Annotated in this window: 24 protein-coding genes; 14 read left to right on the forward strand and 10 right to left on the reverse strand. The window is 42.6% G+C overall.

Annotated elements, in window-relative coordinates; all coding sequences use genetic code 11:
• Positions 1 to 88: 88 nt before the first annotated feature.
• The 4 genes from frr to rpsB all read right to left on the reverse strand — a co-directional run bounded on the left by frr (position 89) and on the right by rpsB (position 3,411).
• Positions 89 to 646: a ribosome recycling factor gene (frr, locus tag FCV43_RS13465; protein ID WP_017053982.1), complete on the reverse strand. Its 558-nt coding sequence runs from the start codon at positions 644 to 646 to the stop codon at positions 89 to 91.
• Between the two features lie 113 nt (positions 647 to 759).
• A complete protein-coding gene (gene pyrH, locus FCV43_RS13470) occupies positions 760 to 1,491 on the reverse strand; it encodes a UMP kinase (RefSeq protein ID WP_017053983.1) in 732 nt (243 codons plus the stop codon).
• 193 nt (positions 1,492 to 1,684) lie between these two features.
• Complete coding sequence (tsf, locus tag FCV43_RS13475) at positions 1,685 to 2,530, reverse strand: translation elongation factor Ts (RefSeq protein ID WP_017053984.1); 846 nt, start codon at positions 2,528 to 2,530, stop codon at positions 1,685 to 1,687.
• A gap of 146 nt (positions 2,531 to 2,676) precedes the next feature.
• Positions 2,677 to 3,411: a 30S ribosomal protein S2 gene (gene rpsB, locus FCV43_RS13480; protein WP_017053985.1), complete on the reverse strand. Its 735-nt coding sequence runs from the start codon at positions 3,409 to 3,411 to the stop codon at positions 2,677 to 2,679.
• Between the two features lie 358 nt (positions 3,412 to 3,769).
• Here rpsB and map point away from each other — a divergent pair, with 358 nt between their 5' ends.
• The 3 genes from map to FCV43_RS13495 all read left to right on the forward strand — a co-directional run bounded on the left by map (position 3,770) and on the right by FCV43_RS13495 (position 7,934).
• Entirely contained in the window at positions 3,770 to 4,642 is an 873-nt protein-coding gene (map, locus tag FCV43_RS13485; RefSeq protein ID WP_136995483.1) for a type I methionyl aminopeptidase, read from the forward strand.
• Between the two features lie 125 nt (positions 4,643 to 4,767).
• Positions 4,768 to 7,389, forward strand: a complete 2,622-nt coding sequence (gene glnD, locus FCV43_RS13490) for a bifunctional uridylyltransferase/uridylyl-removing protein GlnD (protein WP_136995484.1) — start codon at positions 4,768 to 4,770, stop codon at positions 7,387 to 7,389.
• Between the two features lie 161 nt (positions 7,390 to 7,550).
• Positions 7,551 to 7,934, forward strand: coding sequence for a DUF3461 family protein (locus FCV43_RS13495; RefSeq protein WP_136995485.1), 384 nt, complete (start codon positions 7,551 to 7,553; stop codon positions 7,932 to 7,934).
• Between the two features lie 78 nt (positions 7,935 to 8,012).
• Here the strand turns inward: FCV43_RS13495 and truC are convergent, their stop codons facing one another.
• Positions 8,013 to 8,756, reverse strand: a complete 744-nt coding sequence (gene truC / locus FCV43_RS13500) for a tRNA pseudouridine(65) synthase TruC (RefSeq protein WP_017053989.1) — start codon at positions 8,754 to 8,756, stop codon at positions 8,013 to 8,015.
• Positions 8,756 to 9,070, reverse strand: a complete 315-nt coding sequence (locus FCV43_RS13505; RefSeq protein ID WP_136995486.1) for a YqcC family protein — start codon at positions 9,068 to 9,070, stop codon at positions 8,756 to 8,758. Before FCV43_RS13505 ends, truC begins: the two co-directional genes overlap by 1 nt.
• A gap of 88 nt (positions 9,071 to 9,158) precedes the next feature.
• Between FCV43_RS13505 and FCV43_RS13510 the strand changes: the two genes are divergently transcribed.
• Together FCV43_RS13510 and FCV43_RS13515 are read left to right on the forward strand one after the other, a co-directional pair.
• The gene (locus FCV43_RS13510; RefSeq protein WP_136995487.1) at positions 9,159 to 10,196 is read left to right on the forward strand and encodes a DUF3549 family protein; all 1,038 of its coding nucleotides are present in this window, start codon (positions 9,159 to 9,161) and stop codon (positions 10,194 to 10,196) included.
• Positions 10,197 to 10,206: 10 nt separating this feature from the next.
• Positions 10,207 to 10,506, forward strand: a complete 300-nt coding sequence (locus tag FCV43_RS13515) for a DUF3301 domain-containing protein (RefSeq protein ID WP_113799049.1) — start codon at positions 10,207 to 10,209, stop codon at positions 10,504 to 10,506.
• On the opposite strand, the gene FCV43_RS13520 is transcribed toward FCV43_RS13515, so the two are convergent.
• Entirely contained in the window at positions 10,472 to 10,975 is a 504-nt protein-coding gene (locus FCV43_RS13520; protein ID WP_136995488.1) for a GNAT family N-acetyltransferase, read from the reverse strand. The two genes, FCV43_RS13515 and FCV43_RS13520, sit on opposite strands and share 35 nt — an antisense overlap.
• 788 nt (positions 10,976 to 11,763) lie before the next feature.
• On the opposite strand from FCV43_RS13520, the gene FCV43_RS13525 reads away from it, so the two are divergent.
• The 8 genes from FCV43_RS13525 (at position 11,764) to FCV43_RS13560 (ending at position 18,606) form a co-directional block, all read left to right on the forward strand.
• The gene (locus FCV43_RS13525; RefSeq protein WP_017053994.1) at positions 11,764 to 12,048 is read left to right on the forward strand and encodes a hypothetical protein; all 285 of its coding nucleotides are present in this window, start codon (positions 11,764 to 11,766) and stop codon (positions 12,046 to 12,048) included.
• A 12-nt stretch (positions 12,049 to 12,060) separates the two neighbouring features.
• A complete protein-coding gene (locus FCV43_RS13530) occupies positions 12,061 to 12,504 on the forward strand; it encodes a YaiI/YqxD family protein (RefSeq protein ID WP_113799051.1) in 444 nt (147 codons plus the stop codon).
• Positions 12,505 to 12,543: 39 nt separating this feature from the next.
• Positions 12,544 to 13,239: a tRNA (N6-threonylcarbamoyladenosine(37)-N6)-methyltransferase TrmO gene (tsaA, locus tag FCV43_RS13535; protein ID WP_017053996.1), complete on the forward strand. Its 696-nt coding sequence runs from the start codon at positions 12,544 to 12,546 to the stop codon at positions 13,237 to 13,239.
• Positions 13,240 to 13,338: 99 nt separating this feature from the next.
• Entirely contained in the window at positions 13,339 to 15,054 is a 1,716-nt protein-coding gene (locus FCV43_RS13540) for a proline--tRNA ligase (RefSeq protein ID WP_017053997.1), read from the forward strand.
• 176 nt (positions 15,055 to 15,230) lie between these two features.
• A complete protein-coding gene (locus FCV43_RS13545) occupies positions 15,231 to 15,947 on the forward strand; it encodes a tellurite resistance TerB family protein (RefSeq protein ID WP_136995489.1) in 717 nt (238 codons plus the stop codon).
• A 230-nt stretch (positions 15,948 to 16,177) separates the two neighbouring features.
• Entirely contained in the window at positions 16,178 to 16,381 is a 204-nt protein-coding gene (locus FCV43_RS13550; protein ID WP_017053999.1) for a YaeP family protein, read from the forward strand.
• A gap of 1 nt (position 16,382) precedes the next feature.
• The gene (locus FCV43_RS13555) at positions 16,383 to 16,574 is read left to right on the forward strand and encodes a DUF4250 domain-containing protein (RefSeq protein WP_136995490.1); all 192 of its coding nucleotides are present in this window, start codon (positions 16,383 to 16,385) and stop codon (positions 16,572 to 16,574) included.
• Between the two features lie 244 nt (positions 16,575 to 16,818).
• Positions 16,819 to 18,606 carry a diguanylate cyclase domain-containing protein gene (locus FCV43_RS13560; RefSeq protein ID WP_206380333.1) on the forward strand — a complete coding sequence of 596 codons (1,788 nt, stop codon included), beginning with the start codon at positions 16,819 to 16,821 and terminating at the stop codon, positions 18,604 to 18,606.
• Between the two features lie 7 nt (positions 18,607 to 18,613).
• Here FCV43_RS13560 and FCV43_RS13565 read toward each other — a convergent pair whose 3' ends face one another.
• From FCV43_RS13565 to FCV43_RS13575, 3 genes are all read right to left on the reverse strand, one after another.
• The gene (locus FCV43_RS13565; protein ID WP_017054002.1) at positions 18,614 to 19,978 is read right to left on the reverse strand and encodes a sodium-dependent transporter; all 1,365 of its coding nucleotides are present in this window, start codon (positions 19,976 to 19,978) and stop codon (positions 18,614 to 18,616) included.
• A 249-nt stretch (positions 19,979 to 20,227) separates the two neighbouring features.
• Positions 20,228 to 20,971, reverse strand: a complete 744-nt coding sequence (locus FCV43_RS13570; RefSeq protein ID WP_136995492.1) for a YggN family protein — start codon at positions 20,969 to 20,971, stop codon at positions 20,228 to 20,230.
• A gap of 71 nt (positions 20,972 to 21,042) precedes the next feature.
• On the reverse strand, positions 21,043 to 21,525 hold the full coding sequence (locus FCV43_RS13575; RefSeq protein ID WP_136995493.1) for a GreA/GreB family elongation factor: 483 nt from the start codon (positions 21,523 to 21,525) through the stop codon (positions 21,043 to 21,045).
• An 80-nt stretch (positions 21,526 to 21,605) separates the two neighbouring features.
• Here FCV43_RS13575 and FCV43_RS13580 point away from each other — a divergent pair, with 80 nt between their 5' ends.
• Positions 21,606 to 23,525: a RecQ family ATP-dependent DNA helicase gene (locus FCV43_RS13580; RefSeq protein ID WP_136995494.1), complete on the forward strand. Its 1,920-nt coding sequence runs from the start codon at positions 21,606 to 21,608 to the stop codon at positions 23,523 to 23,525.
• The last annotated feature ends 14 nt before the right edge of the window (positions 23,526 to 23,539 follow it).

Consider the following 23,539-nt stretch of genomic DNA (forward strand, 5'->3'; position numbering starts at 1 on the left):
CCATCGTCAAGATTGGACAGACTAGCATAAAAAAAGGCGCTGTGCTGCGAGCTCAGCGCCTTACCAATCATAAAGTTGTAAGTATTGGTTATACTTCCATCAACTCTTTTTCTTTCACTGCTAGAACGTCATCAACACTCTTAACAGCAGCATCTGTTAGCTTTTGAATTTCGTCTTGTGCACGACGGTCTTCATCTTCTGAAATTTCTTTGTCTTTAAGAAGTGCTTTAAGATCACCATTTGCATCACGACGGATGTTACGAATAGCAACACGGCCACCTTCAGCTTCACCACGAACGATTTTCACTAAATCTTTACGGCGTTCTTCAGTTAGTGGTGGAAGTGGCACACGAATAACGGTACCCGCTGACATAGGGTTTAAGCCTAGATCAGATTTCATGATTGCTTTTTCGATAAGAGGAGTAAGCTCTTTATCAAATACAGTAATAGACAGCGTACGTGCGTCTTCTGCGATGACGTTAGCCACTTGGTTTAGTGGCGACATTGCACCGTAGTACTCTACAGAGATGCCAGACAGAAGGCTTGGATGCGCACGGCCTGTACGGATCTTAAGTAGGCTGTTACGTAGTGATTCTACACTTTTTTCCATGCGCTCTTGCGCGTCTTTTTTGATTTCGTTAATCACAATTTCACCTTAAATAATTTTTCTTAAAGAATACGCATTAATAAACAACACGTACTAAAAAGAATGAATAGGATGATTATAAGATACAAACCATTTGATTTGTGATTTTATAATTATTCAGCATCGCTAATTAGCGTACCTTCTGCTTCACCCATTACCACGCGACGTAATGCGCCTGGCTTGTTCATATTAAATACACGAATAGGCATTTTATGGTCACGTGCTAGTGTAAATGCCGCTAAGTCCATAACCTTCAGCTCTTTCTCAAGAATGCTGTTGTAAGAAAGCGTATGATACAACTCTGCTTCAGGGTTGGCTACAGGGTCCGCTGTAAATACGCCATCAACTTTCGTCGCTTTTAGAACGATATCCGCTTCAATTTCAATACCGCGTAAACACGCAGCAGAATCTGTAGTGAAGAATGGGTTACCCGTTCCTGCCGAGAAGATCACAACGCGACCTTGACGAAGTTGGCTGATTGCATCTGCCCAGTTGTAATCGTCACATACACCTTTCAGTGGAATTGCTGACATTACACGAGCGTTCACATATGCACGATGTAAAGCATCACGCATTGCTAAGCCGTTCATTACGGTTGCAAGCATACCCATGTGATCACCAACAACGCGATTCATACCCGCTTCAGCCAGACCAGCACCACGGAAAAGGTTACCACCACCGATAACAACACCAACTTGAACACCTAGCTCCACAAGCTCTTTTATCTCTTGAGCCATACGGTCAAGTATCGTTGCATCGATACCAAATCCTTCTTCGCCTTGAAGGGCTTCGCCGCTAAGTTTAAGCAGAATACGTTGATATGCTGGTTTAGGGTTCGTAGTCATGAAGTATACCTTCCAAAGAGAGTAGTTAATTAACAGTCATGGTTTAATACTCAGAGCATTTCCATCGTTGAATAAGTATCGTCGGATAAAAACCGCGGAATACCAAATCATGACGATTAATAAAAATAGATATAGCTGTCATAAAAAGACCGCAGCAATGGCCACGGTCTTTTTATTAGCAATACACTAAGGATTAACCTTTTTGTACCGCTGCAACTTCATCAGCAAAGCTCATTTCTGCAGCTTTCTCGATGCCTTCACCAACTTCTAAACGAATGAAGTCAGTTACTGTCGCACCTTTAGCTTTAAGAATATCGCCAACAGTTTGCTTAGGTTCCATGATGAAAGCTTGACCAGTTAGTGATACTTCACCAGTAAACTTCTTCATGCGGCCGATAACCATTTTTTCTGCGATTTCTTGTGGTTTGCCTTCGTTCATTGCGATTTCAACTTGAACCGCTTTCTCTTTAGCAACTACATCAGCAGGTACGTCGTCTGGAGTTAGGAACTCAGGCTTAGACGCAGCAACGTGCATAGCAACGTGCTTAATAGTTTCTTCGTCAGCTTCACCAGCTACAACAACACCGATACGGTCGCCGTGGCGGTAAGAACCGATTTTAGCACCTTCGATGAATTCAACACGACGAATGCTGATGTTCTCACCGATTTTAGTTACTAGTGCAATACGTGCTTCTTCAAATTTAGCTTGAAGAGCCGCGATATCTAGACGCTCAGTTAACGCTACTTCTGCTACTTCGTTAGCGAATGCAAGGAAACCTGCATCTTTTGCTACGAAGTCAGTTTGACAGTTAACTTCAAGAATAGCAGCAACACCTGCGTCTTCTTTAATGATGATTGTGCCTTCAGCAGCAACGTTACCCGCTTTTTTAGCTGCTTTAGCTGCGCCAGATTTACGCATATTTTCAATCGCTAGCTCGATGTCGCCGTCAGCTTCAACAAGTGCTTTTTTACATTCCATCATGCCCGCAGCTGTGCGTTCACGAAGTTCTTTTACTAGAGCAGCAGTTACAGTTGCCATTCTCGATTCCTCGGTTGATTCTAAAATAAGGTAAAAATCAGGGGCCAAATAGAGGGCCCCTGATGCTAACTATAACTTAGTTTCTATTAAAACGAGGGTTCACTAAAACTCTGTCTTCCAAAACTAAGCAATGGTTGGAGTCGCTATTATTCAGCAGCTTCTACAAAACCATCTTTTTCAGCAGTGATAGCAGCAACATCTTTGTTACGACCTTCTTTAACCGAATCAGCAGCAGCGTTTAGGTAAAGCTGTACCGCACGGATTGCATCGTCATTACCAGGAATGATGAAGTCAACGCCGTCTGGGTTAGAGTTAGTATCAACAACAGCGTAAACTGGGATACCTAGGTTGTTTGCTTCTTTAACTGCGATGTGTTCGTGATCTGCATCAATTACGAATAGAGCGTCAGGTAGGCCGCCCATGTTTTTGATACCACCAAGAGATTTCTCTAGCTTCTCCATTTCGCGAGTACGCATTAGAGCTTCTTTCTTAGTAAGCTTGTCGAAAGTACCGTCTTGAGCTTGCGCTTCAAGTTCTTTCAGACGCTTGATAGACTGACGAACAGTTTTGTAGTTTGTTAGCATACCGCCTAACCAGCGGTTGTTAACGTAAAACTGGTTGCTGTTGATAGCAGCTTCTTTAACAGCTTCAGATGCAGCGCGCTTAGTACCAACGAAAAGAACTTTACCTTTTTTCTCGCCAACTTTAGCAAGCTCAGTTAGAGCTTCGTTGAACATTGGTACAGTTTTTTCTAAGTTGATGATATGAACGTTGTTACGAGCACCAAAGATGAATGGCTTCATTTTTGGGTTCCAGTAACGAGTTTGGTGACCGAAGTGAACACCAGCTTTAAGCATATCGCGCATTGATACAGTTGCCATTTTAAAATCCTCTATGGGGTTAGGCCTCCACATTCCCCATGCATCCGACCCCTAACCTACTAACCTAAGTTAATGAAGTTGAAGCACCCCGGAACATGTGTCGAAATGTGTGTGATTTAAAGATAATTTAGTATAGGTCAAAGCTGCTTCGCCAAACAGGAGATAACAGTCTTTGTTCCCGGCGCGCTTTATACCATAGTTTGATTATAAATTTCCAGTAAAAAGCCAATTTCCTTAGTCAAATTGAGCGAACAAAGTCTAAATGAAAACGGATTTCAATTGCGCTTCCGTGTCTCACTGATAGAATAGCGGCTATAGCCATCTTAAGGCATCTGAAAATAGATAATAGAGAAAGCCAATGTCTGTAAAAATCAAAACAGCTGAAGAAATCGAAAAAATGCGCGTTGCGGGCAAACTTGCAGCAGAAATTTTAGAAATGATTGAACCCCATATTCAAGTGGGTACGACGACAGAAGAGTTAAACACCATCTGTCATGAATACGCGCTTGCGAAAGGTGCCTACTCTGCCCCTCTTAATTATCACGGTTTTCCTAAATCTATCTGTACGTCAATCAATCACATTGTTTGTCACGGCATCCCTGCAGAAGAAGATGTTATCGTTAATGGTCAAATCAAACCTGCGGTATTAAAAGATGGTGATATTCTCAACGTTGACATTACCGTAATCATCCCTGATGACGAAAATGCGGACCTAAGCGTACGTCCTACTGGTTACCATGGTGATACTTCTAAGATGTTCCTTGTGGGTGATGTATCAGCCGTTAACAAGCGCCTATGTATGGTTGCTCAAGAAGCATTGTATGAAGGTATGCGCCAAGTGAAACCTGGTGTTCAGTTAGGTAAAATTGGTACTGCGATTGAAAAATACATCAAGACCAACAATAAAAATAACCCTCGCGCTAAATTCTCGATCGTAAAAGACTATTGTGGACATGGTATTGGTGCTGAGTTCCATGAAGATCCGCAAGTGGTTCACTACAAAAACAGTGATCGCACAGTTTTAAAAGCTGGAATGATTTTTACTATTGAACCAATGATCAATGCAGGTAAATTTGGTTGCCGTCTTGATGATGAAGATGGTTGGACAGTTTACACCGCTGATAACAAAAACTCAGCGCAATGGGAACATACTCTTCTCGTAACCGAAACGGGTTGTGAAGTACTGACACTTCGTAGCGAAGACACGATCCCACGACTGCTAGTTAACTAATTATTAGCTAACGACATCGAATCTGTTTTGTTGAAATATCTCCGTCAATCGGGGATATTTTTTTATCTAGCCCTATATTCTGGTAGATTAGTTTTATTCTACTTTTCTTGCATGGATTGCAGACAATGCCTTATCAATCACCACTCACTTTTAGCGATGAGCAGCTTCAAGTCTCTGAACTAAAAGAGCAGCTCGATATTTTCACTTGCTATCAAAAGCAAGAGTTTCTCAACCAGCACCCAATAAACGATTTAGTCCTCGCTCGTGCCGAATATATGGATCTGTTGCTGACACGATTATGGCGTCATTTTGGCTTCTATGAACGACCAAATTTAAGTTTAGTTGCCGTAGGTGGTTATGGTAGAGGTGAGCTTCACCCTCTTTCTGATATTGATATCCTCATTCTCTCCAAGCATAAACTACCCGATGCGCTTGGCGTTCAAATCAGTGAGTTCATTACTCTGTTATGGGATTTAAAGCTCGAAGTTGGCCATGCCGTTCGAACGGTTGATGAGTGTAATGACATTGGCCGTGAGGATTTAACTGTCGCAACAAACTTACAAGAGTCTCGACTTCTGTGTGGCAGCGAAGAGACGTTTCAAGCATTAAAATTACGAGTACATTCTGAATCATTCTGGCCGAGCGAAGTCTTTTACAAAGCAAAAATCCAAGAGCAAAGGCAACGTCATGCTCGTTTTCACGATACCACTTATAACTTAGAGCCCGACATCAAATCGACACCAGGTGGCTTAAGAGATATCCATACTCTCAGTTGGGTTGCTCGCCGGCATTTTGGCGCAACATCACTACTGGAAATGAGCCGTTTTGGATTTCTGACCGATGCAGAATATCGCGAGTTGGTTGAGTGCCAAGATTTCTTATGGCGTGTTCGCTTCGCACTGCACAGCGAATTAAAACGTTACGACAACCGGCTCACATTTGCCCATCAGGCTCACGTCGCAGAAAATTTAGGCTTTGTCGGTGAAGGTAATGTCGCCGTCGAAAAGATGATGAAAGAGTTTTATCGAACGTTAAGACGGGTTTCTGAGCTCAATAAAATGCTGCTCAAACTGTTTGATCAGGTCATTTTAAATGGAGGGGAAACGTCTGAGCCTGAAATATTAGACAATGACTTCCAGCGCCGAGGCTCACTCATTGAAGCAAGAAAGCCAGCACTGTTCCAAGCCAGACCTGAAACCATCTTAGATATGTTCATTCATATTGCGAATGATTCAACCATTGATGGCGTTAGCCCCCCGACTTTGCGTCAGTTACGAACCGCTCGACGTCGCTTAAATAAATTTTTGCATACCATACCCGCAGCACGCGAAAAGTTCATGGACCTTGTTCGTCACCCTAACGCATTACATAAAGCCTTTCGTTTAATGCACCGTTTAGGGGTTCTTTCTGCCTACCTACCGCAATGGAGTCAGATTGTCGGTCAAATGCAATTTGATCTTTTTCATGTCTACACGGTAGATGAGCACAGCATGCGATTGCTCAAACATATTAATCAGTTCAGTTACGCGAAAAATAGAGATAAACACCCGATCTGTTGCGAAGTATATCCTCGAATTCAGAAGAAGGAGTTGCTAATTCTTGCGGCCATTTTCCATGATATTGGCAAAGGGCGCGGAGGGGATCACTCTGAAATTGGCGCGGTTGAAGCTTATAATTTTTGCATCGAGCATGGTCTATCGAAACCCGAAGCGAAGTTAGTCTCTTGGTTAGTTCAAAATCATCTTCTCATGTCGGTTACCGCGCAAAGACGTGATATCTACGATCCCGAAGTGATCACTGAGTTTGCAAAAAAAGTACGCGATGAAGAGTCCTTAGAGTTCTTAGTCTGTTTAACCGTAGCCGATATTTGTGCTACCAACCCTGAACTTTGGAATAGTTGGAAACGCACGCTTCTTGCTGAGCTGTTCCACTCAACTCAACGCGCATTAAGACGCGGATTAGAGAACCCTGTCGATATTAGAGATAGAATCCGCCACAACCAGCAACTCGCATCTGCCCTTCTACGTAAAGAGAACTTTAGCCCAAGGCAAATAGAAGTTCTATGGCAGCGGTTTAAAGCGGATTATTTTCTACGCCACACCCATAAGCAAATCGCATGGCATTGTGAGAATTTACTCAGACAAGAGAACCCAGATGAACCTCTGATCCTTATCAGCAAAAAGCCAACAAGGGGCGGAACAGAAGTTTTCGTTTACTGTAAAGATCAACCAGCACTGTTTGCCACGGTTGTAGCGGAATTAGATAGGCGTAATTTTAACGTGCATGACGCACAAGTGATGACCAGTAAAGATGGCTATGTCATCGATACATTCATGGTTCTCGATCAACATGGACAAGCCATTGATGAATCTCGCCACAAAGCCGTGGTGAAACACTTAGTTCATGTACTTGAAGATGGCCGCCCTACAAAAATAAAAGTACGCCGCGCCCCAAGAAACCTTCAACATTTCAAAGTAAAAACCAGAGTTGATTTTCTACCAACTAAAAGTAAAAAACGCACCTTAATGGAATTTGTTGCGCTTGATACTCCTGGGCTACTCGCCAAGGTTGGTGCCACTTTTTCTGAACTTAATATCAGCTTACATGGCGCAAAAATCACCACGATTGGGGAGCGAGCAGAAGATCTCTTTATCTTAACCAGTGATGGTGGTCGATTGAGTGATCAGCAAAAAGAGGTATTAAGAGAGAAACTGATTCTCAATGTTTCACAACTTGCCCCCAGTTAGTCCCTAATATCCTTATGGGTACGTTGTGAGCAAGATTAAGATGAAAAATTAATCGCGATCTTGCCCACAACTTATCACTCAAGCCTAAAGATCATCTATCTACCACACAGTTAGACTGCTACATTGGTTTATGTCACTGATGTTAATTATAGAGGTAGCTTATGTATCCAAACCTCACTGGTTTAGGCATTCAAGACCCTAAACAAATTGAGCGTTATTCCCTACGTCAAGAAGCTCACAAAGATGTTTTGAAGATCTATTTTCATAAACAGAAAGGTGAGCTTTTTGCTAAAAGTGTAAAATTCAAATATCCACGTCAAATTAAGAATGTGCTGGTCGACAGCGGAAGCCATCAATACAAAGAAGTCACGGAGATTAATAGAAATCTAACCTTGGTGATTGATGAGTTAAACAAAATCACCAAGCCTACTAAAGCGCCAGAGCTCGACGTAAAACAGAAGATCCTCACCGACTTGCGCCACCTTGAAAAAGTCGTATCAAGTAAAATCGCCGAGATTGAAGCTGACTTAGAAAAATTGAAATAACCTTATTTGAAACCAAAAAAGGGCGAGTCACACCACGGTGCCTCGCCCTTTTATACTTTAATCTTTAGCTTCTAGCTTCTAGCTTCTAGCTTCTAGCTTCTCAAGAATATCTTGCCACTCAAATCGTTCAAACAACGCCAACCATGTTTCATCGAACTTCGCCTTTAATACCAACTCTTGTTGAGTGAATGGGTGAATAAAACGCAGCTCTGAAGCGTGAAGTAATAAACGGTGCGACTCTAAATTCTCTCGAAAAAGTTTATTATGCTTCCCATCACCATGAGACGTATCACCGACAATAGGGTGCCTTAAATGGGCCATATGCCTACGAAGTTGATGCTTTCTCCCTGTCTTTGGAGCCATTTCAACTAGCCCGTAGCGACTCGTAGGAAAGCGTCCCGTTGAATACGGAATTTCAACTTTGGCTAACGGCTCATAGGCAGTCACGGCTTCTTGAGGCTCTTTATCCTCTTTCGCAAACTTATCTGCAATTTTATCCAGTTCCACTTTCAAAGGGTAATCGAGAGTGTCTCCCTCTTCAATCCAACCCCGAACAATAGCGTGGTAGGTCTTCTGCATTTCATGATTGGCAAACATTGGCATCACTTGTGAGGCGACCTCACTAGAAAGTGCGAAAACCAACACACCAGATGTCGGTCTATCCAATCGATGTAAAGGAAAAACATGTTGCCCGATTTGATCACGCAGCGTTTGCATGACAAATTGAGTTTCATGCTTATCAAGCCATGAACGGTGCACTAACATACCCGCTGGCTTATTGACCGCAACAAAGTATTCATCTTGAAAAATAATATCGAGCATTACTGACAAGCCTTTTCTATCGATTCAATTAATAATAGAAGAGGCTGCATTTCTTGGCGCTCTTTCCACACTTCCGAGAAATAAGGCGACATTTCAAAGCCTTTCGGTAACGGCTGATTTAACTCAATGAGTTGACGAATTTTGGCAATAAAGATCCACTGTAACCATTGCTCAGGTTGTAATGTATCAATAGAAAAAGGTTCCCGACTGGCTAAAGCGTCATCGGTTGGTTTTGCCGCCTGCCAGACATCCAACTTGCGCATCTGATGTTCCAATTCATTTAAAATATTCGTTATCTTTGCCGCTGTGGTCATTGTTCACCAAGTTATTTTGTTTACTAACCTTGAAATTGTGCCATAGAGTACCATCTATTGAGTAAAGAAAGTTAGGACCTTATTGCCCATGGAAACCATTCACACCCTTAGTCAATTGTTACAAGATAGCCAATGTCAGTATAAGATTTTTGATTTAGGTCGCCGAATTCAAACCATCGACAACCAACAATTCGAAAATGTTGAGGCGGGAAAGCAGCCGTACCCATTCCCAAGTCAAAGACATGCGCACATAGGAATCGCTTACTGGAATGAAAATAATCAGCCATGGATTTGGTTTCTGAAGTTCTCTTTAGACGAACGAGGTCTTCTAGAGCAAGCTGAGGTGGGTAATTTCCTGAAATATGTTATCGAAGCGATGGGAAGTCGAATCAATAGCAATATGACAGAAGAGCAACAAGATAAACTAGCGAATAACCCTTATACGTTTAAACCCGCAGATGACAAGATGGCCGTTTTTCACAGCCAAGTCAGAGCTCACTTAGACCTTGCAACGAGCCAATATTATGAACACGCCCAACATTACTTCTCTGGCGGTTTAGGCTGGGCAAACTGGCAGACCGTTGGGCTTCAAGGCATTACTGATATTTGTGCCCGATTAGATCGTGATCAGAACGGTTTAATGATGCGAAAAGCACTGGCACATATCGCAAATGAACCACTATATGGTGTATTAGGCGCTTTAGAGCACTCAACACTGCCTGAAAAGTTAGCACTAAAAGTCCAAGAGTTAGCACAGCAGCAAATTGATTCTCAAGATCCTGATCTATTTCTACTCTCGGCTTATGCTCGAGCATTATCGGGTACCAGCAAAAATATTTACCAGCCAATCATTGACGGTATTTTAGCCAGCCCAAGATTGAGTCACCCTGAAGTGTTAATCGCAATCGCAGGTAGAACATGGCAGGCTTTGTCAGAAAGTAAAACCGCAGAAAAATATTTACTAAGATTAGCTCAAAGTGGCAATCAGGCTCTGTTTAATCAATTATTTGCCGATCTAGTGATGTTGCCAGAGTTAAGAATGGTCATGCTGCCGCTTCTTCATTCCAATCCATCTCAAGAGCTAGGCTCTGCGTTAATGAATCTGCAAAAAGCGACAAAATCATAGAGGGAATTTCATGATAGGAGATCTACTGTCGATACTGCTGCTCAGTTTTGGGTGCTTTCTTTTCTGGCAACAGAGAAGGCAATCAGAACTCGCAAAAGCAGCCGTAACAAGGAAGTGTGAGCAGTTAGAACTTCAAATGGTTAGTGTTGCGTTTGGTGGCCATAAGCTAAAAACACCTCAAGGCAATTGGCGCTGGCATACTGTCTACAATTTTGAGTTTTCAGCGCTTGGAGATGATTGCTACCAAGGTCAATTAACCATGGTCGGCTTTCGTCCTATGCAGTTTCACTTACCACCGCATCGGATGTAAATCGGTACTCATAATATGGCCCGTAAATATCAGATTTCACTGCGCCTTGTTTAAACCCTAATTTTTCAAGTATACGTATCGACGGTTGATGTCCAACATTAACCGTTGCATACACTTCCATTAATGAAAGCTCCCAACACGCTTTCGAGAGAAAAGCTTTAAGTGCTTCAAATCCAATGCCTTTCCCCCAGTGAGAACGATCAAAAATAAACCCCAACTCAGCAAGACCATCATCAGAGTGCTGTAAAAATACATGTCCTAAATAGTCTCGGGTTTTATTATCCAGTACCGCCATTGCGTATAATGATGGGTCATTAAGCACGGATTGAAATAGTTTTTTTGCTGACGAAACGGAGTGTGCTCCATTCATTTGAGCGCGATTAATCGCATTGCAATTCAAAATTACAAAGTCAGCTTCTAGGGTCTCTGTGTATGGGGTGAGCAGAGTTCTGGTGGTCGCAATCGTCATTTTACATTCCTTGTATCAGTTCCGAAATTTTCTCATACCATTCGGGATAAAACATTGACCACGGAACAAAAAACGTTGGAATATAAGAAAGCCCTGATACCGAGGTATCAGGGCTGTAGTCTTACCCGCAGCGATCCGGCTACTTGTTTATGCTCCATGCATCGTCCGTAATAGTGGCTGATTCTTTCAGCTCTTTCCTTTACTTCGCCATCCTAGCGGTGTCCTAGTCATCCTGACAGTTAGCAAATCCTAGCTAACTCACGTCACTTGTTCCTTGAGCGGTATCCTTTACATCATCCTGATGTTGTTCCTAACCTTTATCCTAAAGGTGTCCATTGTCATTCCTTTGTAGCCAATATCCTATCGACTGTTGCGTCCGTACAATGTCCTTCGCTCCATGCTGATTACTCATCCTGAATAATCAAATCTTCATCCTAGAAGATAACCAAATCCGTGGTTGTTTCCTGTTCCGTGCCGCTTCCCTTTCGACAAGGTTTAATTTACGCTTTTTTAGCGCCATCTCAATGGGCATTGAGCAATGTTAAATGTTCTCAAACCATTCAAAAAATACATACCCTATACCAATCAACAAGTTATTAAGAAAACCATGCCCATATCGCATGAATAAAATCACTTTAACTTACACCTTTGTAAGCGATCTCTTACAAGCAATCTCTTATTTTCCCATTTATCAAAAGTACAGCTACTATCACAACCCAATAATGAACGGATTCGCCTAATCCAAGCAAAAATAGTAGCATGCACTCAAACCAACGATGAGGGTTCAAATGTTAACTAAAGATATATCGGCAGAGCTTGAAAATGTGCTGCAAACGTTGAAAGAACAAGGGAAAGAACCAACCGTTGCCATCGTCAAGGCTCGTTTAAGTTCTCCGGTTCCGATGCCAGCATTGATTGCGACCATCAAAAGTTGGAAAAGTAATCATCGGGTGCCTAAAGTGGAAATCGCTCAAACAGCAGATTCCACACAAGATAAAATCTCGCAGTTAGAAGCTCAAGTAAAGGCACTAACCGCTCGTATCGAAGCATTAGAAAATCAAGAAAATAAATAGGAATACTGACCAATGAAGATTTGGGTTGATGCCGACGCGTGTCCAAAAGTAATTAGAGAAACGATCGTTCGAGCAGCGGAAAGAACAGGCGTAGAGTGTACCTTTGTTGCCAACCATGTCGTCCCTGTACCAAAACGCGCCAATATTCATTCACTCCAAGTCCCAAGTGGTTTTGATATAGCGGATAATGAAATAGTGAGGCGTACAGAAGTTGGTGACTTAGTGATCACCTCTGATATTCCACTCGCGGATGAAATCATTACTAAGGGTGGTCAAGCACTCAGTTCCCGTGGTGAGCTATATACAAAAGAGACCATTAAAGCCCGACTTAATATTCGAGACTTCATGGACACCATGCGTTCAAGCGGTATTCAGACTGGTGGGCCAAGCACTTTATCTCAAACCGATCGCCGCGAGTTTGCCAACCATTTAGACAGAATCCTCGCCAAACGATAACACTCATTACTATTCGAGTACTTAAAACAGTAAAAAGCCATGTATCCAATTGAACCAATAGGCGTTATCCAAAGCCCTTACCAAGAAAAGTTTGCCGTACCACGCCAACCGCGTCTGACTCCAAGTGCGACCGCAAGAATCAAACTGATGGGAGACGCCAATTCCCCCGAATCGGTTCGTGGTATCGAGCAATTTAGTCATATCTGGCTACTGTTTCTATTCGATAAAAACTTAGCGGCAGGATGGAAACCAACCGTTCGTCCACCACGATTAGGTGGAAACGAGCGTATTGGCGTGTTTGCTTCACGGGCTACATTTCGCCCCAATGGCATTGGAATGTCTGCGGTAGAATTAAAAGGCGTGACCCAACAAGGGAACCAGACTTGGCTAGAGCTCGGCAGTGTTGATCTCGTAAATGGCACTCCGATTGTTGATATTAAACCCTACATCCCGTACTCCGATTCTATACCGGATGCAGAAGGCGGCTTTGCGGCTGAAGAGCCTGAAATATTAGAGGTCAACTTTTCAGAACAAGCGATCTCTATGCTTAACCAGCATCCCGAAGCGAAGCATATCATCCAAGTCATCAAAGAGGTGCTTGGACAAGATCCACGGCCTGCCTACAAAAAAAACAAGCTAGATGAAAAGGAATATGCGGTAAATTTGTTCGATTTGAACGTAAAATTCACCGTTGGTCCCCTTTTCATAACAGTAACCCGCATTGAGCACTTTTGAGATCGCGGTTTGGCTGATATCATAAACAGCTCAATTCAATTTATTGCTGCAAAGGCACAATAGATTTTTTTTTATCAATGATGAAACGGATACCATAGAATGCGTACCAGTAACTATCTTCTTTCGACAGTGAAAGAGACTCCAAACGACGCAGAAGTTATCAGCCACCAGCTGATGCTACGTGCAGGTATGATCCGTAAGTTAGCTTCAGGTTTATACACTTGGCTACCTACCGGTCTACGTGTACTGCGCAAAGTAGAAAACATCGTTCGCCAAGAGATCGATAATGCAGGTGCCGTTGAAATCTTGATGCCCGTAGTTCAACCATTTGAACTTTGGGAAGAGACTGGTCGTTCTGAAAAGATGGGGCCTGAACTTCTTCGTTTCACAGATCGCCACTCTCGTCCGTTTGTTCTTAGCCCAACGGCAGAAGAAGTGGTGACTAGCCTAGTTCGTAATGAAGTGAACTCTTACAAGCAGCTTCCTCTAAACCTGTACCAAATCCAGACTAAATTCCGTGATGAACGCCGCCCTCGTTTTGGCGTAATGCGTGCTCGTGAATTCTCTATGATGGATGCATACAGCTTTGATATCGACAAAGAAGGCTTAGAAAAGTCTTACCAAGCGATGCACGATGCTTACTGTAAAGCATTCGACCGCATGGGTCTTGAGTACCGTCCAGTATTGGCAGACTCTGGCGCAATCGGCGGCAGCGGCTCTCAAGAGTTCCACGTTCTTGCTGAAAGCGGCGAAGATCTAATCGCATTCTCTTCTGAATCTGATTACGCAGCGAACATTGAGAAAGCAGAAGCACTGGCTCCAACAGCTGAACTTGCAGCGCCAACTCAAGAGATGGAACTGGTTGATACGCCAAACGCAAAAACAATCGCTGAGCTTGTAGAACAACACGGTCTAGCAATCGAGAAGACGGTTAAGACTCTATTCGTTAAAGCGTCTGATGAAGTAGACGCTGATATCATCGCGCTAATCATCCGTGGCGACCACGAACTGAACGAAGTGAAAGCAGAGAACCTTCCACAAGTTGCTTCTCCACTAGAGATGGCTGATGAAGCTGCAATCCGTGCACTTGTTGGTGCAGGTCCTGGTTCACTTGGCCCTGTTGGCCTAGAGCTACCATTCATCGTTGACCGCTCTGTTGCTGTAATGAGCGACTTCGGCGCTGGCGCAAACATAGACGGTAAGCACTACTTCGGCATCAACTGGGGTCGTGACGTTGAGCTTGCTCAAGTTGAAGACCTACGTAACGTTGTTGAAGGCGATCCAAGCCCATGTGGTCAAGGTACTATCCAGCTTAAGCGCGGTATCGAAGTAGGTCACATCTTCCAACTAGGTAACACTTACTCTAAAGCAATGAACTGTAACGTGCTTGGTCCTGATGGTAAGAGCGTAATCCTAGAAATGGGTTGTTACGGTATCGGTGTTTCACGTGTTGTTGCATCTGCTATTGAGCAAAACCACGATAAATTCGGTATCACTTGGCCAGACGCACTAGCGCCGTTCCAAGTAGCTATCGTTCCAATGAACATGCACAAGTCTGAGCGCGTTAAACAGGCGGCTGAAAAGCTATACGCAGATCTAACGGCCAAAGGTATCGAAGTATTATTTGATGACCGTAAAGAGCGCCCAGGTGTTATGTTCAAAGATATCGAGCTTGTGGGTATCCCTCACACTATCGTTATTGGCGATCGCAGCATGGACGAAGGTAACTTCGAATACAAAAACCGTCGTACTGGTGATAAAGACGCTGTGGCAATGGACACGGTTGTTGATCATCTATTATCTCAGCTTAAATAAGACCATCATATTTAAGTAATCTGAGTTAAATTACTCTAAAGGGTTGCCACAATGGCAGCCCTTTTTATTGAGTGTTATTCTCGTTGAGTCCCATACCCACTTTTCTTTCTCACCTGTTAATCCCCCATTCATCTTCATTCATTTAGTCTGACGGTATCACTATTCGGAGGTACTTTATGAATCTAACCAGTTTACTTAACCAAGCTCTTAATTCTGACATCGTAAAGCAGGGAAAAGAGCAGTTATCCCAAGCATCAAGCTCAAGCAGTAATACGCTCAATTCATTAACTAAAGATAAGAGCCAACTTGCGACTCTTGGGGTTGGCGCGGTCGGAGGTGGGATTCTAGGGCTACTGATGGGCTCCAAAAAAACTCGAAAAATGGGCAAAAAAGCCATTGGCGTGACGAGTGCGGCGGCATTAGGAGCGCTTGCATTTAAAGTGTATAAAGATTGGCAGTCTAACCAGCCAGCATCTGCACCTAGCGCCTTAGAGACATCATCAACCTCTTTAGATGCATCAAATCACTCCACCTCACTAACGAATGAAGAGAAGCAAAATACCTTGATTCTGCAAGCGATGATCGCCGCAGCTAAAGCGGATGGACATGTTGATGAACAAGAACAGCACCAAATTCAACAAGCAGTGGAGGCGTTAGGAGCTGATCCTAGTGTGAACTTGTTTGTACAGCAGGAACTTAGTAAGCCTCTTGATCCTGCTGAAATTGCAACCCTTGTCTCTTCCCCAGAAGAAGCCGCAGAGGTGTACTTAGCGTCATTACTTGTGGCTGATGAACAAAACTTCATGGAAAAAGCTTACCTTCAAGAATTGGCTAAGCAACTTAACTTGGCTCCCGACCTTGTTGCTCAACTGAGCGCGCAAATCAGTGAATAGCTAAGTTAATAATAGCTGGTTGATAAATAGAATGTTGATAAGTCGCAGGTTCATGAGTGAATGATGGAGTAATTAAATAGCTTTGTTCGATGATGGCACTTGAGTTGATGGAAATACCACCAACTCATACCGCTATTTGAGATAGAACAACTCTCACAACAATCTGATTTTGTTTTTCGAGTGCTCACTGTGTATATTGAGACCAGTTATCATTTAGTGAAGGTTAAACCATGAAAATATACGATTGTTGTGATCTAGTAAGAGAACTATACGCACAAATTGGCAGTGGCGATCAGGGCTACATTCCGCAAGCAATCACTTGCGTATTGAAAACACTAAACGACATTGCAGCAGATGAATCACTGCCGAAAGGAACTCGTGAGCGAGCAGCTTTTGCGGCTGCAAATCTATTAATTTCTGATTTCGAGGATTAATATGAACCTGTCTAATTTTGAAAAAATGGACCCAATTATGCTCATGAGCATTATCAACATGAAGCTTCGTGATGACTTCTCTGGAGACTTAAATAAACTCACTGCATACTTCGAAATTGATAAATTAACTTTAGTATCAAAACTGGCTTCTGCCGGGTTTGAATTTATGACTGAAACCGGACAGTTCAGATAATCTAAAAGTTAAGATTTTGATTAAAATCATTAAAATAATCATAAACTTTTAACTACATCTATATAAATAACAGATTATATGTCTACGCTTATATGTAAGATCGACTTACTAAGTTAAGGCATATATGTCTGTTAAAGAAAAGCTCACAACAATACCAAAAACAGTCCGGCGTTCCTTCATACGTGCGGCGATAATCCCCTTTCTATTTGTTGAAGTGACCTTTCTCTGTATTTACTGGCTTAGCGTGACCATTAGTAATGATCAATCTATTCAGCTCGCAATCGATGCCGCTTACGATAGTATTCAAATCCATACGTTAAAAGCGGCGAAAAGAATCGACCACCAGTTAACGTCCATTCAAGCTGCCACAAAAATCTTTGCCTCTCAAACAAGTTGGGTTCTCAATAGTGATGATGCAACAAAGATATACGCCGACAATTTAGCGTTATCACCTGATGGTGTGTACCACACGACACACAATAATGGCGGTTCTTCCGTTTACTACAGCGCGATTAATACCATAGATAAAGAGCAGAAAGAAAAAGTCGCTGTGACCGCCACCCTCGACCCACTAATGAAGTCCATTCATGGCTCGAACGACCTAATCCAGCAGGTGTATATCAATACTTATGACTCATACAATCGGCTTTATCCATATATAAACACCTTGACGACATTCTCAAGCGAAATCGACTTGATTGATTTTAACTTTTACTACCTGGCAGATTTAAAACATAACCCCAAAAGAGAAGCGGTTTGGACAGATGCTTACTTAGATCCCGCTGGCTCTGGGTGGATGATTTCCTCCATAGCCCCTGTTTACTCCACAGCAGAACCAGACAAATTAGAAGCGGTTGTCGGGGTTGATATCACCTTGAGGTCGATAATAAAAGAAATGCTAAATATCCAAATTGGTTGGTTAGGCTACGCAATGATTATTGATCAAAATGGATCGATAATCGCAATGCCAGAAAGAGCTGAAAAAGATTTTGCACTGAAAGAACTCACTTCTCACCAATATACTCAGCACATCGATCAGGACCAATTTAAGCCCAGTCGCTTTAATTTAAAAACACACCCAAAAACCCAAGAGTATATCTCTACATTACTTTCGACTCCTCAAGGATCCACCTTAATCACTTTAAACAACCCAATGATAATGAGTTGGGCTCAAGTACCAGGAACGGATTGGAAGTTAGTGTTTCTTGCGCCATCCAAACAGATTGAACGTCGCTATTTCGACATCAAACAAAATTTGGCAAACATTGGTTGGCTAATGGTGGCGGGGCTATTTTTCTTCTATCTTATTTTCTTCTTCTATATCACTCACCGCTCCGCTCGTATCGGCGAATCGTCCGTATCTGAACTAAACAGCATTCTTAAACTCGTTCAAAGTATTGGCCAAGGAAATTATCAGCAGCAGAAACCAAGGATGAAGTTTGCTGAGCTTGATAACCTAGCAAACCATGTCGTTGAAATGGGCAATAAATTAGGCGACGCTTACAATGCTATCGCCAAAGCAGAGTACCATGCTGGGCACGATAAGCTCACAGGTCTTCCAAATCGCTATTTAATGGAAGACTACCTAAAACAGTCCATTGCTTTAGCTCAGAGGCATCATCAAAAGATCGCTGTGATATTCATTGATTTAGATAAATTTAAACAGGTTAACGATCAACTCGGCCATTATGTCGGGGATATCGTATTACAATCGGTGGCTTCTCGGATTCAAAGGAACTTACGAAAGTCCGATATTGTGGCGCGATTAGGTGGCGATGAATTTATTGTGATACTCAATGACATCGAAGATACTGACCCCGTCATTAACCTCATTGATGCGCTCAAAGAGAGCATTTCCCAGCCAATAGCGTATAAAACCGGAAGCTGTACTATCGAAGCAAGTATGGGTTATGCGATCTACCCTGATCACGCAAATAATAGCCAAGACTTAGTCAACTATGCCGATAAAGAGATGTATAAACAGAAGCCAGTAAAGAATACATCATCCACTGGCTCTGTTTTATATCGCTAAAAGTCGCTTAAAAAGAGGCCCAAATAACGGTTGCAACTAAAATGGGGCACACAAACTTCACATACATTGGCCAAATTTTACCGAATAAGCCTAGCTGAAAATCAGGGCAACCTTGCTCTAGCTCTTTAATCTTAGATTGTCGGCTCCATACCCAACCACCAAAGAGGCAGAAGAGTAATGCGGCACTGGGTTGTAAGTATTGCGTCGCCACAGTTGCGACTAAACCAAATAGCGCACCAAAATTATAAACGATGACCACACTAAACAGAGCAATCAACCCGCCAAGGATCCAGCTCGTCGGTGTACGGCGAGTGTTGAAACGTTCACTCACTAGCGCTACAGGGCACTCTAACATTGAGATAGATGATGTTAATGCCGCAATAGTCAGCAGAAGGAAAAAGACAACCGCGAACAGTTGACCTAAAATGCCTAAACTATCAAACATAAGAGGTAAAACAGTAAAGACTAGTGTATCTGAACTAAGCAAAGAGCCATCTTCAGCGTAGATTTGAACGCCTTTTTGCATTGCCACAAACATTGCAGGCATAACAACCAGACCCGCAATGAAAGCGACAGCAGTATCGACTAGAGTCACGTTCATCGCCATTTTTGGTAGGTTCTCTTTCTTACTCAGGTAAGAACCATAAATCAGCATCGAACAGCCACCAATCGTCAGCGAGAAGAATCCTTGTCCCATGGCGGCCAATATGAGCTTCTTGTCCCAAATCTTATCGAAATCGGGAATCAGGTAATGCTCTAAACCCTGCATCGCTCCATCTTGCATCATGATGTAAATAAATAGGACGCCAAACAAGATAAACAGAGCGGGCATTAATCGTGTCGACCACTTTTCGATCCCTTGTTTAACGCCACCCTGTACGATCAAGATAGTAAGAACATAAAAGACAATCGTACCGAACAGATTTCGCTCAACGCTAAAACCTTTAAACCATGCCGTTGCAGCTTCAAGCCCCGCCAGTTCAGTTAACGCGCCCAACAAGAAGCAAATCAACCAACCACCAACAATACTGTAAAAAGCTAAAACAGCACTAGGCACGCTTAAGCCAATCCAGCCAATAAATCCACCGACATTCTTACCCAATGGGTTTGAAGTTAGTGAGCGCATACTATCAACAGGATTGGCTTGTCCGTGACGACCAATCGCCATTTCAACAATCAGCATAGGAAGTGCGACAACCAAGATCATCACTAAATAGACGAGCAAAAATGCACCGCCACCATTACTTGCCGCTTGAGTAGGAAACCCCCAAATATTGCCTAAACCAACAGCTGCACCAGCGGCGGCCAGAATAAAGCCAAGGCGAGAGCCAAAGTGCTCACGGGGTTGTGATGAGGATCTGTTTTCTATCATGCTTCCTACCTAAAAAAAATACTTGCAAACTAGCGTGCTAGTACGTTATTGCAAATAGCCTTTTGGCTCAAACAAGAACGTTCATAATTTAAACAAGTTTGGGATTTAATATTATATCGGTATGTAAAAGTATTTTTACAGTTGGGAGTACTTAAAGAGTATGAAAGCTAAAATAGACTTGGAAGGCAGGCAATTAGCTCATACAAAAAAAGCACCATGGGGTGCTTTTTATTAATAAAGAAGCTGATGTTAAATAGTAAACACTTGATAGTTCTTCAATTCAGGAATCTTCTCATGCAACTCTTGCTCTTGTTCTGCTACTTCATCAAGAGACTCACAATAAATCTGCGCTTCTTTCTCTATAACTTTCGACTGCTCTGTCACTTTAGCCGCTAATTTCTCTTTTAATTCCGCCATCTTATTCGCCAGTTCAGTAAAATTGATGCCACCATCTTGTTTCATTTTCTCAGACATCGCATCAAAGGCGCTGGTAAAGAATTCGCTATTAAATACCTCTTGAGCTTTATCAAAATCTTTTTGCCAATTTTGAATAAAGGAGTCAAACGCATCTTTCTGTAAAACGAACTCATCACCTTGGTAATAGCGAGCTTCTACGTCAGCAAAAAATGCCTCTAAAGCCGTCTTAACTTTATTGAACGACTCCGAGTTATCAAAGCTCACTGAAACATCATCAATAATGTCATTCGCTAGGTTCAGTCCATCATTGGCAATATCTTTTGCACGAGGTAGATAAGCATTCATTTTCTCACGGTACGCTTCAATCGCTTGCTGTTGCTTATCATCAAGCTGAATTTTTTCTCCGTGGATATAAAGGTGATTATCATCATTGATCAGAACTTTCGGAGTACCATCTTTATATATCTCTAAATCTGAGCCATTGAGGTGCACCTCATTCTCAATATCAACATTACACTGCACCGCATAAACACTTGAACTGAGAGTTAAGGCCATTACGCCAATTACTGATTTCATACGCACCTCATAAACATTAAACCTATTCATTAACGGTATCAGACATTAACAAATAGTAAGTAAAAATTGGGTCAAGAAACCTGTGCGATTTCGTAACTGACACTTTTTGAGCCTATCGTCAGCTCTATTTCATCCCCTACTTGCTTCTTATTAAGCAGCGCACCTAATGGGGCATGAGGCGTCAATACCGCCACCCGATTGCCTTGGCACTCAACTATCAACCCTCCAGACGTTGGCCCAATGAAAAACCAACGGGCCTGATCGTCTTCATCAATTAGCTGAACTAAAGCGCTCATACCAATCGCACTCTTGTCATCAAACTCTCGTAATACAAGCTCCCGAAAAGTCCGAATATCATCTTCACACTCTTGTACTCGTAAAGCTTGCCCATGAGCCAAATAAGACGCCTCCAATGCTAAAGTGTCGTATTTATGCTCAGGTACTGTCTCTTCATCTGTCGCTGCATCAATCGCACGTTGAGTCGCATCAACGGCAACTTGATGGTTCATTTCTAAACGTTGCAAAATGATTTGCTGTAGATCGTATTTATTCATTCTATTTACAACTCTTTTCATTAGACGTTCAAGGATAGAATTAAGTACCATAGAGCGCCAGCAAAAAAGGAGACCGATTGATGGTTGAACAGACGCTAAAACAGTATTTTGGATTTGATAGCCTAAGAAAGGGACAATCGGATGTTATTCATCATGTTCTTGAAGGACACTCTGCCGCAGCTATCTTTCCTACTGGATCAGGGAAGTCTCTTTGCTATCAACTTCCAGCAATCGAGCTCCCGCACTTAACTTTGGTGATCTCTCCTCTGTTGGCCCTAATGAAAGATCAATTACAATTTCTGCACTCTAAAGGCATTGCTGCGGCTTCTATTGATTCGAGTCAAGAGAGAGAACAGACTCAGCAAGTGATGCAAGCGGTACGCAATGGCGAAATTAAGATCTTAATGATTTCAGTCGAAAGATTGAAAAACGAACGATTCAGACATTTTATCTCTCAAATACCAATGTCTCTGCTAGTGGTGGATGAAGCACACTGTATCTCTGAGTGGGGCCACAATTTCAGACCCGATTATTTAAAGCTTCCGCAATATCAACAGGCATTAAAAATCCCGCAAGTTTTGCTTTTAACAGCGACGGCGACACCTAATGTTATTGAAGATATGCAGAGTAAGTTTGCCATTCAAAAAGAGCACATTACAATCACGGGTTTTTATCGCTCTAATCTCGACCTGGCTATTTCACCGTGTGTTGAAGAGCATAAAACCGACAGTTTGATTGATATCATCGCTCCTACACCAGATGAACCTACCATCGTATATGTCACGTTGCAGCACTCAGCAGAACAGGTCGCCAAAACCTTACAACATGCAGGCATCTCGGCTCACGCGTACCATGCTGGTCTTAAAACTGAACAGCGAGAATTCATTCAGCAGCAATTCATGCAAGGTAAAATAAACTGTATTGTGGCAACCATAGCGTTTGGGATGGGAGTAGATAAAGCCAATATTCGCCGCGTCATTCATTTTGATTTACCTAAATCAATTGAGAACTACTCTCAGGAAATTGGACGAGCTGGCCGAGATGGACAAGATTCGGTTTGTACCTTGTTGGCGAACGCAAATGGCCTGAATGTGCTTGAGAATTTTGTCTATGGAGACACTCCAGATAAAGCGTCGATTCGGTATGTGGTGGAGCAAATCTACGCACAGCAAAAACCTTGGGAAATCATGCTCAATCGATTATCTCGAGATTCCAACATTCGCCAATTACCACTCAAAACGCTATTAGTCTACTTAGAACTCGCGGGGGTTATCGAACCTAAATACAGCTACTTTGCAGAGTATAAATTCAAGTTTATCCAAACCCAACAACAAATCATCTCCCACTTTCAGGGCGAGCGGCAACATTTTGTGCATGCCATTTTCCAGTGCGCACCAAAGGCCAAAACATGGTGCACTTTAGACTTTGAAGCATTATGGATGAATTATCAGGCAGATAGGCAGCGTGTGATAGCCGCGATTGATTACTTCAATGAGCAAGGATGGATTGAGCTTGAAAGCAAGCAGATCACTGATGTATTCCAAATCACCAACACTCAAACACCAATCGATGAGTTAACTGAACACCTTTATCAGCTTTTTCATCAAAAAGAGCATAATGAGATAAAACGAATTAAAGCGATGGTTAACTTTTTTGAAGAGTCAGAATGCTTAAGTCACAAGTTAGCGAACTACTTTGCGGATCATCATGCACCGACCAAATGTGGGCATTGCTCTGTTTGTCGAGGCAATCAAGCAAAACTGCCAAGCACGTATCTCGGAGAGGCTAATGTCAGCCAGCTTGGTTCTTGGATAACCACCCTTTTAGCCGCAAGCTCCGACCCGCTGACCAATGAGGCCATTACGCGTTTTCTGTGTGGGATCACTACGCCACTTTCCACAAAATTAAAAGCAGGCAAAATGGAAGGTTTCGGTAAACTTGAGCTAATGCCTTTTGATGAGGTTAGACAGTTGGTGATCAAGCATCAAAGCTCTTCTTAGTATCAAGTTCTTCT

The organism is Vibrio genomosp. F6 (genome assembly GCF_005146325.1).
Taxonomy (GTDB): domain Bacteria; phylum Pseudomonadota; class Gammaproteobacteria; order Enterobacterales; family Vibrionaceae; genus Vibrio; species Vibrio cortegadensis.